This is a genomic window from Bacillus sp. 7_6_55CFAA_CT2, assembly GCF_000238655.1.
GTDB lineage: Bacteria > Bacillota > Bacilli > Bacillales > Bacillaceae_G > Bacillus_A > Bacillus_A cereus.
This window is the reverse complement of record NZ_JH414708.1, coordinates 512,016-526,889: the sequence shown is the minus strand read 5'-3', so window position 1 is coordinate 526,889 and position 14,874 is coordinate 512,016. Positions and strand designations below refer to the sequence as shown.

Sequence of the window (14,874 nt, the reverse complement as noted above, 5' to 3'; positions counted from 1 at the left end):
TTTTTTACGCTAATAGCTGGATAACCAGCTTATTCACAAGTGATCCGTCTGTTTTACCTTTTACTTTCGGCATAACAGCAGTCATCACCTTACCCATATCTGCTTTAGAAGTCGCACCAACTTCAGAAATAACTTGCTTGATTACATCAACTAGTTCTTCTTCAGTTAATTGCTCTGGCAAATATGCGCTTAAAATCTGAATTTCACTTTGCAGTTTATTAACAAGGTCTTCACGACCAGCTTTTTTAAATTCAAGGAGGGAGTCCTTATACTGTTTTACTTCACGAGCTAAAACTGTTATTTCCTCTTCTTCAGTAAGAGTATGTTGCAGTTTAATACCTTCATTTTGTAAAGCAGCCTTAACCATACGAATAACGGTTAATTTTTCTTTTTGTTTATTCTTCATCGCTTGTTTCATATCATCGTTTAAACGACCGAGAAGACTCATAACTTACACCCTCTCTTAGAATTTACGCTTTCTTGCCGCTTCAGATTTCTTCTTACGTTTTACACTTGGTTTTTCATAAAACTCGCGCTTTCTTGCTTCAGCAAGTGTACCAGTTTTAGAAACCGATCTTTTAAAACGGCGAAGTGCATCCTCCAAAGACTCGTTTTTACGAACGACTGTTTTTGACATTCTCTTTCCCTCCCTCCGAAACATCACACTTACATACTAACTTCAGCATGCAAAAAGAAACACTTCTTCAGCATGTCTTTTACGATTATAATACATTTTATCACTTCAGGTCAACTATTTGGCAGAATAAAAGAAGAATAGAAGCATTTCCTTTTCAAAAGTTATGCAAATAGCTAGTATCCTTTACTGATGAAGACAACTATATTTTTATCATTTCATCTTTTTTCATACAGGGATGCATGAAACGCCTCCCCACCTTATAGTACTTAACCGCTTCAAACAAAGAAAGCATGCAAACCGTTTCCGGTTGCACGCTCTTTTTATGCGCTAGCTGATTCTTTTTTTACATCATCTTCAAGAACACGAACAAATTGCGCTTCGTTATATGGATAACCAGCTTTCGTAATTTTCACTTTCACTAGCTTACCAATTAATTCTTCTGATCCTTCAAATACAATTTTCAAGTAGTTATCTGTATAACCTACATATAAGCCTTCACGGTCGCCCTCTTTAAATTGCTCTTCCGGAATGATTTCAAGCACTTCACCTTCAAACGCTGATGCGTACTCTTTCGCTAATTGATTAGATAGCTCAATTAAACGATGAACACGATCGTTCTTCACATCTTCAGGAACTTGATCTTCCATGCGTGCTGCAGGTGTTCCTGTACGTTTTGAGTAAGGGAACACATGTAACTCAGAGAAGCGGTTCTCTTTAATGAAATTGTATGTTTCCATGAATTCTTCTTCTGTTTCACCTGGGAAACCAACGATTACGTCAGATGTAATCGCAAGGCCTGGTAACGCTTCTTTCAAACGATCTAAACGCTCCTGGAAGAACTCCATCGTATATTTACGACGCATACGTTTTAATACAGTATTAGAACCAGATTGCAACGGAATATGCAAGTGGCGTACAACTACTTCAGATTTATCTAACACTTCAATTACTTCATCTGAAATTTGACTCGCTTCAATAGAAGAAATACGAAGACGTTTTAATCCGTCTACTTCCGCTTCCATATCACGAAGTAATCCAGCTAAGTTATAATCTTTTATGTCTTCGCCGTATCCACCTGTATGAATACCCGTTAATACGATTTCTTTATAGCCTGCATCCACTAATTGTTGTGCTTGTTTAATAACTTCTTTTCCATCACGAGAACGCATTAAACCACGCGCCCAAGGAATGATACAGAATGTACAGAAGTTATTGCAACCCTCTTGTATTTTTAAAGACGCACGTGTACGATCCGTGAAATAAGGTACATCAAGTTCTTCGTACACACGTGTTTTCATAATATTACGGACAGCATTAATTGGTTGACGCTCTTTACGGAATTCTTCGATGTAACCTAACATCTTTTCACGATCCTGTGTACCAACTACAATATCTACACCCGGAATCGCCATAATTTCAGCTGGAGATGTTTGTGCATAACATCCCGTTACGCAAATAACTGCATCTGGATTTTGACGCACAGCACGTCTGATTACTTGACGGCTTTTTTTGTCCCCAGTATTCGTTACTGTACATGTGTTAATAACATATACATCAGCTTTCTTTTCATATTCTGTTCTTTCATAACCACCTTGTTTAAACAATTGCCAAATGGCTTCTGTTTCATAGTGGTTTACTTTACAACCTAACGTATGGAACGCAACAGTTGACATTGATCATCACCCCATCAATTCAAAATGATACGAAGCAGCACTTAACGCGTATAACGGCGCCGTTTCTGTTCTTAAAATTCTTGGTCCTAAACTACATGGTACAAATTTATGTTCACGAAGCGCTGTAATCTCTTCCTCAGCTAAACCGCCTTCTGGGCCAAATACAATCAATAGCTTTTGACCTGGTTTCATTGTCGTTAAAGCTTTCGCAAAATTAGATTTCTCACCTTGTTTTGCTTCCTCTTCGTAAGCAACAAGACAAACATCATACTCACCACTCATTGAAAGCAATTGCTTAAATGATGCCGGAGCATGTACTTCTGGAATTTCACTTCTATGTGATTGTTCCGCAGCTTCTTTCACAATTTTTCTTAAACGCTCAACTTTTTTATCAGCTTTTTTCGCATCCCATTTTACGATAGAGCGAGATGCTTGAAATGGTAAGAATGCAGCTGCCCCAAGCTCAGTTCCTTTTTGAAAAATTAACTCTAGCTTGTCTCCTTTTGGCAGTCCACTTGCAATCGTCACGAAAACAGGAAGTTCACTTGACGCCTCTACCCATTCTACAATAGCCGTATTAATAAATTCACTGGTAATTTCATCAATTGAACATACTGCTGTTTTTCCGTTTACACAGCAATAAATATGATCACCAGCTGACATACGCATCACTCTTGCGATATGATGTACGTCATCACCTACAATGCGAATACTTGTCTCATTTACATATTTCTCTTCTACAAAATAACGTTGCATATAATCACCTTAGTAGAGTTTCGTTCCTTTCGTAAGTCAACACTTACGAAAAGAACGAAACGTTATCATTTTTCATATAACAAACGGCAAGTCTCTCACCTTATAGTGAGAGACTCCCCTTTTCATTATAGACTAAAATCTATATTACGCATTTCGTGCAATAATTGCTACCCAATCTTCCATTCGTAACACTTCTTCAATTGTAAATCCAGCTTGTTCTAACGCCTCAGAAATTACTTTTTCCTTCGCAGCAATAATGCCCGATGTAATAAATAATCCACCTGACTTCACAACTCTTGCTGCATCTTCAGGGAATAATAGAATAATTTCTGCTAATAAGTTAGCTACGATTAAATCAACAGGACCTTCAATGCCTTCTAAAAGACTATTTTGTCCAACAGACACGATATCATCTGTTTTATTTAAACGTACATTCATTTCTGCACTTTCAACCGCAACCGGATCTAAATCATATGCTTGAACAGAAGACGCACCTAATTTTGCAGCCGCAATACTAAGTACACCAGAACCTGTTCCTACATCAATAATAGTGTCACCTGGCTGTACTGTTTTTTCTAAAGCACGGATACACATCGTTGTTGTTGGATGAGTTCCTGTACCAAACGCCATACCCGGGTCTAATTCAATGATTTTTTCATCAGGAGAAGATGGTGTATATTCTTCCCAAGTCGGTACGATTGTGAATGTATCAGAAATTTGTACTGGATGGTAATATTTTTTCCAAGCAGTAGCCCAATCTTCTTCATTGACTTCGTTAACGGTAATATTTCCAGTACCAATTTCGATGTCGTAAGATGGAAGCACATCAATAGATGATTTTACACCTGCAATCGTTTCATGTAAAGAATCCGTTTGCGGGAAATACGCTTTTATTAATACACCTTCCGCCGGATATTCATCTGGGTTCAATGCATAAATTTCACCATATTGTTGCTCGCGCTCTTTCGTTAACTCCGCCGGATCCTCAATCGCAACTCCACTAGCACCAGCTTCATGTAAAATATGAGAGACAGCTTCTACTGCTTCTTCTGTTGTATGAATACTAATTTCTGACCATTTCACAATTTACCAACTCCATTTTTTATTTCCATTATTCCCCTTTGAAAGCACGTTTAAGCTTTCCGAATAAACTATCATCCTGCTCTTCTTGTCCTGCAAATTCACGTAATAAATCTTTTTGCTGCGAAGTCAATTTCGTCGGTACAACAACACGAACGACTACATATTGATCTCCTTGGCCGTATCCACGTACGTTCGGAGCACCTTTTCCTTTTAAGCGGAATTCTGTTCCAGTTTGTGTTCCTGCTGGAATTTTCAGCTTCACTTTACCATGAACAGTAGGAACTTCCACTTCATCACCAAGCGCCATTTGCGCAAATGTTAATGGCATTTCGCAAATAATGTGATCTCCTTCACGCTCGAAGAATTCATGATTTCTTACATGAACGACAACATATAAGTCTCCTGCTGGTCCGCCATTTACGCCGGCTTCACCTTTTCCAGACACACGAATTTGTTGACCATTATCGATACCCGCTGGAATTTTAACATTGATTTTTTTACGTTTACGAACTTTACCTGAACCGTGACATGTCGTACATTTTTCTTTAATAATTTGTCCAGTTCCTGAACAATGACCACAAGCTTGACGATTTACGATACGACCAAACGGTGTGTTTTGTTCTACACTCACTTGACCAGAGCCTGAACAATGTTTACATGTTTCTTTTGAAGTTCCTGGTTTTGCTCCACTACCTTTACAAGTATCACATGGATCTTCTACTGGAATTTCCACATTTAATTCCTTACCAAAAATAGCTTCTTCAAAATCTAAAGTGACTTGATATTGTAAGTCAGCACCTTGGCGCGGAGCATTTGGATCACGACGTCTGCCGCCGCCACCGCCAAAGAAAGAACTAAATATATCTTCAAAACCGAAGCCACCGCCGAAGTCTCCTCCGCCGCCAAATCCACCGAATCCTTGATTTGCACCAGCATGACCAAATTGATCGTACTGTGCACGCTTTTGATCATCACTTAACACTTCGTATGCTTCTTGTACTTCTTTAAACTTTTCAATTGCATTTTCTTCTTTGCTTACGTCTGGATGGTATTTTTTAGCCAAACGACGATACGCTTTTTTAATTTCATCTGTTGAAGCGCCCTTGCTAAGTCCAAGGACCTCATAATAGTCTCGTTTACTCATAAATTTACAACCCCCGAATCTTTCACATAAACGTAATTTTAACACCGAAAGAAAGTGCTTTGCAACAAAGTTTCCTCACTTACAGTATGCAAAGCGAAAAACTTAAGATCCTCACACATCGCTTCTCATTCGTGAAAAAAGCCAAAGTCAAGGCACGCTTGACTTTGACTTTTTGTCATCTTACTTATTATGTTTACAGTTGAATTACTTGTCTTCTTTTACTTCTTCAAACTCAGCGTCAACTACATTGTCTTTCTTTGCGCCAGCATCTTGTGCACCTTGCGCACCTTCTGCTTGACCAGCAGCTGCTTGAGCCTGCTCGTATAATTTAACAGTTAATTGTTGTACGATTTCTTGTAAGGCATCTTTTTTCGCACGAATTTCTTCAAGCTCGTTTTTCTCAATTGCAGCTTGTAATGCTTCTTTCGCTTCTGTTGCTTTTGCAACTTCAGCTGCATCTACTTTACCTTCTAAATCTTTTACAACTTTGTCTGTTTGGAATACAAGTTGGTCAGCTTCGTTACGAAGTTCAACTTCTTCCTTACGTTTTTGGTCAGCGTCAGCATTTGCTTCCGCTTCTTGTACCATACGTTCTACTTCTTCATCAGAAAGACCTGAAGAAGATTGGATTGTAATAGCTTGCTCTTTGCTTGTTCCTAAGTCTTTCGCACGTACGTTAACGATACCGTTCGCATCAATATCGAATGTTACTTCGATTTGTGGAATACCACGTGGTGCTGGTGGAAGGTCAGTTAATTGGAAACGACCTAACGTTTTGTTGTCAGCCGACATTGGACGCTCACCTTGTAATACGTGAATGTCTACTGCTGGTTGATTATCAGCAGCTGTCGAGAATACTTGTGACTTACTTGTTGGAATTGTAGTGTTACGCTCGATTAATTTCGTGAACACGCCACCCATAGTTTCAATACCTAAAGAAAGTGGAGTTACGTCTAATAATAGAACGCCTTCTACATCACCAGTAAGTACGCCACCTTGAACTGCAGCACCTAATGCTACAACTTCATCAGGGTTTACACCTTTATATGGCTCTTTACCAGTTTCACGTTTAATAGCTTCTTGTACAGCTGGGATACGAGTAGATCCACCAACAAGAATAACTTTATCTAATTCGCTTGGAGCAAAACCAGCGTCTTTTAATGCACGACGAGTTGGCTCTAATGTTCTTTCAACAAGACCCGCTGAAAGCTCTTCGAATTTCGCTCTTGTTAACGTTAATTCTAAGTGTAATGGACCAGCAGCTCCAGCACTAATGAATGGTAATGAAATTTGAGTTTGTGTTACACCAGAAAGATCTTTTTTCGCTTTTTCAGCTGCATCTTTCAAGCGTTGAAGCGCCATTTTATCTTGGCTTAAATCAATGTTATTTTCTTTTTTGAACTCAGCTACTAAGTGATCGATGATAACTTGGTCAAAGTCATCGCCACCAAGACGGTTGTCACCAGCAGTTGAAATAACTTCGAATGTACCGTCTGCTAACTCAAGGATAGATACGTCAAATGTACCGCCACCTAAGTCATATACTAAGATTTTTTGTTCTTCGTCTTGTTTTTCTAAACCGTAAGCAAGTGCTGCTGCTGTTGGCTCGTTAATGATACGCTCAACTTCTAAACCAGCGATACGACCAGCATCTTTCGTTGCTTGACGCTCTGCATCGTTGAAGTATGCAGGTACTGTAATAACAGCTTTCGTTACTGTTTCACCTAAGTATGCTTCAGCAGAAGCTTTTAAGTTTTGTAAAATGATTGCAGAAATTTCTTGAGGTGTATACTCTTTACCTTCAACTTCTACTTTGTAGTCTGTACCCATATGACGTTTAACAGACATGATTGTATTTGGGTTTGTAATTGCTTGGCGCTTTGCAACTTCCCCAACTTGACGTTCTTCATTTTTGAAAGCTACAACAGAAGGTGTTGTACGGTTTCCTTCTGGATTTGGGATAACCTTTGGTTCTCCACCTTCCATAACAGCTACACAAGAGTTTGTTGTACCTAAGTCAATACCGATAATTTTACTCATGGCGAATCCTCCTAGTTTTATGTAAATTATTGATTTACTTTTACCATTGATGGGCGAATCACACGGTCTTTTAGTTTATAACCTTTTTGGAATTCTTCCACAACCGCGTTTGATTCAAATTCACTATCTTCCACTTGCATAATAGCTTGGTGTTCATTAGGATCAAACTGTTTACCAACAGCTTCAATCACTTCCACACCTTCTTTAGTCAGCGCTTCTAACAATTGACGATGCACCATTTCCATACCTTGTAACAAGGATTTCGTTTGCTCATCAGTCGCTTCCACTTGCATTGCTCTTTCAAAATTATCAAGAGCTGGCAAGATGTCTGAAACTAGACTTTGTGCTCTATATTTTTCAGCAGCCTGTTTATCCATTTGGACACGGCGCTTATAATTTTCAAAATCAGCTTGTAGACGTAATGTGCGACCTTCCGTTTCCGTTAGTTTCGCTTGTAGCTCATCTACTTTTTCTTGTAAAAGAGCAGCCTCACTTTTTTCTTCTACAGTTTCTTCACTGTTTTCTGGCGTGACAGCTTCTTCAACTTGCGCTTCTTTTACTTCTTCTACCACTTGTTCGTTACGCTCTTCCACAATATTCACCTCCTTAAAAGGTATTAGGTATCATGCATAGCATGATTACCTAAGCATTATATATTACACACAGCAATGAAAATTTCATCACTTGAGCGAATGTATTACTCTCATTTACTTTTTAAGTCCATCAGTAAATTGTCTCGTAAATAACTGTAACAAACTAATTACACGAGAATATTGCATTCTCGTAGGACCTAAAATAGCAATTGTTCCAAGTTGCTCTTCGCCGATCGAATATGTTGCAGAAATTAAACTACAATCCTCCATAGCCGTCGAAGAGTTTTCCCTACCAATTTTCACTTGAATCCCGACTTGTTTATGACGCAAAATGTCATAAAATTCGGCTTCATTATCAATCATGGTAAGTAAAGATCTAACCTTTTGAATGTCATGGAACTCTGGCTGCGAAAGCATATTTGCTTTTCCTCCAAAGTATATCTTTTCCGATAACGGAACTTGAAATGTACCATCCAACATTTTTATTGCACTATCGTAATTATGAACATACCCACGTAAAACTGTAACAATCTCCTTAAAGATTTTATTATGAAGTTCTTCCATCGGTACGCCAGATAGCTTTTCATTTAAAATATTAACCATTTTTTCTAAATCTGATAAATCAACAGATTCCGGAACGGTAATCGTTTTACTTTGTACATGCCCTGTATCGGTTACAATAATAGCGACAGCAGTTTGACGATCAAGCGGCACAATTTGTACATTTTTAAGTTTATTTGTACTTAACTTCGGTCCAAGAACAATGGCCGTATAATTCGTAAGTTCTGATAAAATTTGAGCAGATTGTTGTGCAATTTTTTCCGCTTCAAAAATTCTTTCAGCAAATAAATCTTTAATTTGTACAATTTCAGCGTTCGGTAAGTTTTGCGGCGCTAAAAGATGGTCTACATAAAATCGGTAGCCTTTCTCAGAAGGAACACGTCCAGAAGAACTGTGCGTTTTTTCAATAAAACCTAATTCTTCTAAGTCCGCCATTTCATTTCGAATAGTAGCTGAACTAAATGTAATTTCATCTTTTTTAGCCAACGTTCTAGACCCAACGGGCTGCGCTGATCCAATAAAGTCATCAATAATTGTTTGTAAAATTAAGAGCTGACGTTCCGTAAGCATCTCATCATCACCTCTGTTAGCACTCTTTGTCTTTGAGTGCTAAATCTATTAATAACTTACCAAAATTGACATTCAATTGTCAACGGAAACGTCACGAAATAATGAAACTTTTTCACGCCTATGGAACATTTAATTAGTCAATCAAAAATGATTGGAATACTTCATTCCCTAATAATTTTCCTTTTCGCGTTAAACGCACATGTCCATCTTCCTCTTCAAGCAATCCCTGCTCTTGGTTGCTTTGTAACTGCTTCGCGAAAACTTGATCCATCTCTACATTAAATTTATTGCGGAACGCCGTTTTAGAAACACCTTTTGTTTTTCGAAGCCCTAAGAACAGCTCTTCTTCCATTCTTTCTTTCTCCGTCACTTTGTGAACATCTAAATACGGAAATCCTGTTTCATCAATTTTATTAAAATATTGCTTCAGCGGACCTACATTTTGAATACGTTCCCCGTTCACATAACTATGAGCTCCAGCTCCAAATCCATAATACTCTTCATTATTCCAGTATGTGAGATTATGTCTACTTTTATTGTCACCTTTTGAGAAATTACTAATTTCATACTGGTTATAACCGTGTTTCTCCATTTCATCCATTACTATTTCATACATTTTCGCTTCATGGTCTTCACCCGGAAGACGCAATTTCCCTTTGTTCATTAAGTTATAAAACACTGTTTTAGGTTCCACAATTAATGAATATGCAGAGAAATGTTGTACACCAAGCGTAAAAGCAATATCTAATGTTTCTTTTACATCTTCTATCGTCTGTCCTGGCAAAGCATAAATAATATCTACATTAATATTTTTAAATCCTACTTCCTGTGCTTCTCGAATCGCGAGGAATGCATCTTCCCTCGTATGCTTGCGCCCGATTTTCTCAAGCAGTTCATCACGGAACGTTTGCACACCAAAACTAATTCGATTCACTCCACCTTCTAGCAGTACATTCAACTTCTCTTTCGGCAGATCTCCTGGATTCGCTTCAAATGTTAATTCACAATTTGGGGCGAACGGACGCAAATGACGATTAATAATCTCGAGTAATTTTTTTGTCTGTTCCATATTCAACGCTGTCGGAGTTCCCCCGCCCACAAAAATCGTTTTTATACTATCAAACGGAACTTTTTGAACCGTATTTATTATTTCCTTCTCTAAATAATCTAAATATTGATCAACCGGTTGGCGTTCAATAAACACTTTATTAAAATCACAATAGTGACAAATGTGCTGACAAAACGGAATATGAATATATGCAGCTTGTACCAAATATAACTCCTACCTTTCTAAAAAGAAAACCTCCGCACTCCGGAGGGTTCTCTACTTCTCTAACGTATTACGAATTTGTTCCATTCGCATTTTTCCCCAATCATACATCATTTCAACGATCGGTAAAAGTGACATGCCTAGTTCCGTCATATAATACTCAACGCGAGGAGGAATTTCGGGATATACTGTCCGATCAACAATTCCATCTTCCATTAACTCTTTTAATTGGTTCGACAAAACTTTATGAGAAATGCTTGGGAATAACCGTTGTAATTCACTGAAACGATGTGGCCCTTCCACACCAAGATGCCACAGTATCACAACTTTCCACTTTCCACTAATAATAGAAAGCGTCAATTCCTTTTCACAATTAAAATTACCATTTTGTATTTTATCTTGAATATCTTTTCGAATATTTTCGGACATTAACAATCTCCTAACTCTATATGAACTAAAAAGCTCTCTCATTATTGTAAATGAGAGCTGTTCAGATGTCTAAAAAGTAATTATACAGAAAAAAGAAGCCGCACAAACGACTTCTTTTTTATTTCAAATATTAGTTGTCATCCATTTTCAGTACAGCCATAAATGCCTCTTGCGGTACTTCTACAGAACCAACAGACTTCATACGTTTTTTACCTTCTTTTTGCTTATCAAGAAGTTTACGCTTACGAGAAATGTCACCGCCGTAACATTTTGCAAGTACGTTTTTACGCATCGCTTTAATTGTAGAACGTGCTACAACTTTATTTCCGATAGTCGCCTGAATTGGCACTTCAAATTGTTGTCTCGGAATTAATTCTTTTAATTTCTCTACGATTACTTTACCACGGTCATACGCTGAATCACGGTGTACGATAAATGATAAAGCATCCACTTGTTCATTATTTAAAAGAATATCCATTTTCACAAGTTTAGATGGTTTATAGCCAATTAACTCGTAGTCAAATGATGCATACCCTTTCGTATTTGATTTCAATTGATCGAAGAAGTCATATACGATTTCTGATAACGGGATTTCATATGTTAATGTAACACGCGTTTCATCTAAATATTGCATATCAATAAACGTTCCACGTTTACCTTGGCAAATCTCCATTACAGCTCCAACATAGTCATTCGGAACCATAATTGAAGCCTTCACAAACGGCTCTTCTACACGATCGATAGACTGTGGATCTGGCATATTAGATGGGTTATCAACAATAACATCTTCACCGTTAGTTAAATAAACTTTATAAATAACGCTTGGCGCTGTTGTAATTAAGTCAATCTTAAATTCACGTTCAATACGTTCTTGAATGATTTCCATGTGAAGAAGCCCTAAGAAACCACAACGGAAACCAAATCCTAGCGCTTGAGATGTTTCTGGTTCAAACTCAAGAGCAGAATCGTTTAACTCTAATTTTTCTAATGCATCACGTAAATCGTTATAACGAGCAGAGTCAATTGGATACAGACCACAGAATACCATCGGGTTTAACTTACGGTAACCTGCTAACGGCTCTGCAGCTGGACGTTTCGCATGTGTAATCGTATCACCAACACGTGTGTCACCAACATTTTTAATCGATGCTGCTAAGAAACCTACATCACCTACTGTTAACTCGTCACGTTGCGTAGTTTTCGGTGTAAATACACCTACTTCTGTTACTTCAAATTCTTTACCCGTTGCCATCATACGTACTTTATCGCCAACTTTTACTGTTCCATTTACAACACGGATATAAGCAATTACACCGCGGTACGGATCATATAAAGAGTCGAAAATCATACATTGTAATGGCTCTTCTGAATCACCCGACGGAGCTGGTACTTTTTCAACAATTTGTTCTAAAATTTCTTCAATACCAATTCCAGCTTTCGCAGAAGCAAGTACCGCTTCTGATGCATCTAAACCAATTACATCTTCTACCTCTTGACGTACACGTTCTGGATCCGCACTTGGTAAGTCGATTTTATTAATAACTGGTAAAATTTCCAAATTGTTATCAAGCGCTAAGTATACGTTTGCTAACGTTTGCGCTTCAATACCTTGCGCTGCATCTACTACAAGAATCGCGCCTTCACAAGCCGCTAAACTACGAGATACTTCGTACGTAAAGTCGACATGTCCTGGTGTATCAATTAAATGAAGAATATACTCTTCACCATCTTTTGCTTTATAGTTTAATTGTACTGCGTTTAATTTGATTGTAATACCACGCTCACGCTCTAAATCCATAGAGTCAAGCAACTGAGCTTTCATTTCGCGTTGTGTTAACGCGTTTGTTTTCTCTAAAATACGGTCTGCTAACGTTGATTTCCCGTGGTCAATATGAGCAATAATAGAGAAATTACGAATTTTGGACTGTCTTTTTGCTCTTTCTTCTTTATTCATCTATGTTCTCAACTCCTAATAGTCTCGCCAATATACACTAGCACTGATTATATCAATAGAGCAACAAAGATTCAATGAAAACTCGTGCTGCTTACGATACAAATCATTCTATCTATATCTTATGCGAATAAACCATAAGAGACAAACCCTTTTCAAATTTTAAAACGGCTGTCCTACAAATCAGTAAAACAACCGCCTCCCATGTTACTCTTAGCTAAAAATTCCTTTTATTTTCCCAACAACTATATCCGTCCCGAACTTCGTCATTTCATAAGCTACACTTGCTACCGCCATCCCAATTCCTTCTACAACATTAAAACTTCTTAAACGTTCTAATTGCTGTTGTTTTTCTGAGGCCGAAAACGAGCTACCCAAAATTTCTGATTCAGCACCTGTACTTTCTGTCCCTGTCATATGAGCTATTTGTTCATATGACAATTGCTGATAGCCTTTCATACTTTTCAAACCATGATTAGCAAGTGCCACTCCTGCTATCATCATAAGTAAACATAAAGCTACACTACATATACACAAAAGCGCAAAGCGACTCAAACCATAATCATCTGTTCCCCTCAATGTGTATATGCTCCCGTATTATCTTGATCAATTTGATGATGTAGCGCTGCATTTAAACCACTCGCTATTACATTCGCCATATCCTCAATAAAAGTATCTACTTCTTTTGGGGTTACCATTAAATTATGACCAAGAGGAGATAGCACTTCATAAATCAGCCTTCTTTTTTCTTCTTCTTCCAACGTACCAACAGCACCTAAAAACATATTTCTGCTCTTTTCATCCGGCATATCTTCTTCTGTTAATTTTTTCTTTTCTCCAAATGAAAATCCCGCTGGTAACAAAGATCGTGAAGGTTTATTTCCTTCTTTCATCTCTCGACCAAAATGTTTCAAAATAAAATCAATCGTATCACTTGTAATCGAAACAGCATCGACCACAGTCGGAACACCAATTGCGATAACAGGGATACCTAATGTGTCTTTACTTAGTTCTTTACGTTTATTCCCAACCCCCGATCCAGGATGGATTCCAGTATCAGAAATTTGTATCGTGCTATTTACTCGTTCAATAGAACGGGCAGCTAATGCATCAATTGCAATTACAAAGTCCGGGTTCGTCTTCTCAATAATTCCATAAATAACATCGCTCGTTTCGATTCCTGTAATCCCCATTACCCCCGGCCGAATTGCACTAACAGGCCTAAATCCTTCTTCTACACTTTCAGGCTGCAATTGAAACAAATGTCTCGTTACTAATACATTTTCTACAACTATCGGTCCAAGAGCATCTGGTGTTACATTCCAATTCCCAAGACCTACAATTAAACAGCTTGCTTCTTTTGTAACTCCAACCTCTTCTAAGAAACAAGAAAATTCTTTTGCAAAAATACGCTCCACTTTTTGTTGAAGTTCTGTATCTTGCTGACGTATCCCTTGTACTTCAAGTGTTAAATAATTTCCAGGTTTTTTCCCCATCGCTTCAGAGGCAGCTTCATCAATCGTTACTTTTGTAATTATAGTACCTTCTTCTTCTCTCTCTTTTACAATAACTCCCTGTATCCCTTTTTGTTCTTCTTGGCTTTCTTGCAACATTTGATGAGCTTCTACAGCAAGGTCAGTTCTAATGCTATATTTACTTAAATCTAATGGTTCTTTCATCGTATCTCCTCCGTAATTCATAGTAAATATCGTTAGATTTCCCAAAGTTATATAAGGTCATTCTTTCCTTTACGTGAAATTTCATGGATATACTATTGCAATTCTCTTCACCGTTTGATAGAATATCACTTGTTCTATGTAAGAATCGAGTCATTCGATTGCACCAGGGAGGTGAAAAGTATGGCAAACATCAAATCTGCTATCAAACGCGCTAAACTTAGCGAAGAGCGTCGTGCACATAACGCTTCTATCAAGTCTGACATGCGTTCTGCTGTTAAAACTGTAGAAGCTTTAGTTACTAATAACGATCTTGAAAATGCTAAAGAAGCTTTCAAAACTGCTTCTAAAAAACTTGACAAAGCAGCTCGTAAAGGTCTTATCCACCAAAACGCTGCAGCTCGTCAAAAATCTCGCTTAGCGAAACAAGTAAACGCGTAAGGCGTTTAAAAAACGATCCATTTGGATCGTTTTTTTATATACAAAAAAGT

The 14,874-nt window shown here is 37.9% G+C and carries 15 protein-coding genes; 1 reads left to right on the top strand and 14 read right to left on the bottom strand.

What is annotated here, in order from left to right; genetic code table 11:
• Positions 1 to 4: 4 nt before the first annotated feature.
• From HMPREF1014_RS02860 to gpr, 14 genes are all read right to left on the bottom strand, one after another.
• The gene (locus tag HMPREF1014_RS02860; protein WP_000054562.1) at positions 5 to 448 is read right to left on the bottom strand and encodes a GatB/YqeY domain-containing protein; all 444 of its coding nucleotides are present in this window, start codon (positions 446 to 448) and stop codon (positions 5 to 7) included.
• 15 nt (positions 449 to 463) lie between these two features.
• Positions 464 to 637, bottom strand: coding sequence for a 30S ribosomal protein S21 (gene rpsU, locus HMPREF1014_RS02855; RefSeq protein ID WP_000048061.1), 174 nt, complete (start codon positions 635 to 637; stop codon positions 464 to 466).
• A 320-nt stretch (positions 638 to 957) separates the two neighbouring features.
• Positions 958 to 2,310: a tRNA (N(6)-L-threonylcarbamoyladenosine(37)-C(2))-methylthiotransferase MtaB gene (gene mtaB, locus HMPREF1014_RS02850; RefSeq protein ID WP_000108676.1), complete on the bottom strand. Its 1,353-nt coding sequence runs from the start codon at positions 2,308 to 2,310 to the stop codon at positions 958 to 960.
• Between the two features lie 6 nt (positions 2,311 to 2,316).
• Positions 2,317 to 3,066: a 16S rRNA (uracil(1498)-N(3))-methyltransferase gene (locus HMPREF1014_RS02845; protein WP_001190159.1), complete on the bottom strand. Its 750-nt coding sequence runs from the start codon at positions 3,064 to 3,066 to the stop codon at positions 2,317 to 2,319.
• Between the two features lie 144 nt (positions 3,067 to 3,210).
• Positions 3,211 to 4,149, bottom strand: a complete 939-nt coding sequence (gene prmA, locus HMPREF1014_RS02840; RefSeq protein ID WP_000872103.1) for a 50S ribosomal protein L11 methyltransferase — start codon at positions 4,147 to 4,149, stop codon at positions 3,211 to 3,213.
• Between the two features lie 28 nt (positions 4,150 to 4,177).
• Positions 4,178 to 5,293: a molecular chaperone DnaJ gene (dnaJ, locus tag HMPREF1014_RS02835; RefSeq protein WP_000043947.1), complete on the bottom strand. Its 1,116-nt coding sequence runs from the start codon at positions 5,291 to 5,293 to the stop codon at positions 4,178 to 4,180.
• A 204-nt stretch (positions 5,294 to 5,497) separates the two neighbouring features.
• Positions 5,498 to 7,333, bottom strand: a complete 1,836-nt coding sequence (gene dnaK, locus HMPREF1014_RS02830) for a chaperone protein DnaK (RefSeq protein WP_000034706.1) — start codon at positions 7,331 to 7,333, stop codon at positions 5,498 to 5,500.
• Positions 7,334 to 7,359: 26 nt separating this feature from the next.
• On the bottom strand, positions 7,360 to 7,926 hold the full coding sequence (gene grpE / locus HMPREF1014_RS02825; RefSeq protein ID WP_000392711.1) for a nucleotide exchange factor GrpE: 567 nt from the start codon (positions 7,924 to 7,926) through the stop codon (positions 7,360 to 7,362).
• Positions 7,927 to 8,040: 114 nt separating this feature from the next.
• Positions 8,041 to 9,057 carry a heat-inducible transcriptional repressor HrcA gene (gene hrcA, locus HMPREF1014_RS02820; protein ID WP_000954941.1) on the bottom strand — a complete coding sequence of 339 codons (1,017 nt, stop codon included), beginning with the start codon at positions 9,055 to 9,057 and terminating at the stop codon, positions 8,041 to 8,043.
• A gap of 133 nt (positions 9,058 to 9,190) precedes the next feature.
• Positions 9,191 to 10,330, bottom strand: a complete 1,140-nt coding sequence (gene hemW / locus HMPREF1014_RS02815) for a radical SAM family heme chaperone HemW (protein ID WP_000249427.1) — start codon at positions 10,328 to 10,330, stop codon at positions 9,191 to 9,193.
• A 51-nt stretch (positions 10,331 to 10,381) separates the two neighbouring features.
• Positions 10,382 to 10,756: a winged helix-turn-helix transcriptional regulator gene (locus HMPREF1014_RS02810; protein WP_001293539.1), complete on the bottom strand. Its 375-nt coding sequence runs from the start codon at positions 10,754 to 10,756 to the stop codon at positions 10,382 to 10,384.
• 130 nt (positions 10,757 to 10,886) lie between these two features.
• The gene (lepA, locus tag HMPREF1014_RS02805; RefSeq protein ID WP_001030951.1) at positions 10,887 to 12,710 is read right to left on the bottom strand and encodes an elongation factor 4; all 1,824 of its coding nucleotides are present in this window, start codon (positions 12,708 to 12,710) and stop codon (positions 10,887 to 10,889) included.
• Between the two features lie 210 nt (positions 12,711 to 12,920).
• On the bottom strand, positions 12,921 to 13,286 hold the full coding sequence (locus HMPREF1014_RS02800; protein ID WP_001215034.1) for a YqxA family protein: 366 nt from the start codon (positions 13,284 to 13,286) through the stop codon (positions 12,921 to 12,923).
• Positions 13,283 to 14,386 (bottom strand): GPR endopeptidase, encoded by a 1,104-nt coding sequence (gpr, locus tag HMPREF1014_RS02795; protein ID WP_000662616.1) that lies wholly within the window; start codon positions 14,384 to 14,386, stop codon positions 13,283 to 13,285. The genes HMPREF1014_RS02800 and gpr overlap by 4 nt, the downstream gene beginning before the upstream one ends.
• Before the next feature lie 180 nt (positions 14,387 to 14,566).
• On the opposite strand from gpr, the gene rpsT reads away from it, so the two are divergent.
• Positions 14,567 to 14,824 carry a 30S ribosomal protein S20 gene (rpsT, locus tag HMPREF1014_RS02790; RefSeq protein ID WP_001274011.1) on the top strand — a complete coding sequence of 86 codons (258 nt, stop codon included), beginning with the start codon at positions 14,567 to 14,569 and terminating at the stop codon, positions 14,822 to 14,824.
• Positions 14,825 to 14,874: the final 50 nt, after the last annotated feature.

Bases quoted from the DNA above. Each gene is read 5' to 3' on its own strand.
- HMPREF1014_RS02860 (WP_000054562.1), bottom strand. From the start codon at position 448: ATGAGTCTTCTCGGTCGTTTAAACGATGATATGAAACAAGCGATGAAG.
- rpsU (WP_000048061.1), bottom strand. From the start codon at position 637: ATGTCAAAAACAGTCGTTCGTAAAAACGAGTCTTTGGAGGATGCACTT.
- mtaB (WP_000108676.1), bottom strand. From the start codon at position 2,310: ATGTCAACTGTTGCGTTCCATACGTTAGGTTGTAAAGTAAACCACTAT.
- HMPREF1014_RS02845 (WP_001190159.1), bottom strand. From the start codon at position 3,066: ATGCAACGTTATTTTGTAGAAGAGAAATATGTAAATGAGACAAGTATT.
- dnaJ (WP_000043947.1), bottom strand. From the start codon at position 5,293: ATGAGTAAACGAGACTATTATGAGGTCCTTGGACTTAGCAAGGGCGCT.
- dnaK (WP_000034706.1), bottom strand. From the start codon at position 7,333: ATGAGTAAAATTATCGGTATTGACTTAGGTACAACAAACTCTTGTGTA.
- hrcA (WP_000954941.1), bottom strand. From the start codon at position 9,057: ATGCTTACGGAACGTCAGCTCTTAATTTTACAAACAATTATTGATGAC.
- HMPREF1014_RS02810 (WP_001293539.1), bottom strand. From the start codon at position 10,756: ATGTCCGAAAATATTCGAAAAGATATTCAAGATAAAATACAAAATGGT.
- lepA (WP_001030951.1), bottom strand. From the start codon at position 12,710: ATGAATAAAGAAGAAAGAGCAAAAAGACAGTCCAAAATTCGTAATTTC.
- gpr (WP_000662616.1), bottom strand. From the start codon at position 14,386: ATGAAAGAACCATTAGATTTAAGTAAATATAGCATTAGAACTGACCTT.
- rpsT (WP_001274011.1), top strand. From the start codon at position 14,567: ATGGCAAACATCAAATCTGCTATCAAACGCGCTAAACTTAGCGAAGAG.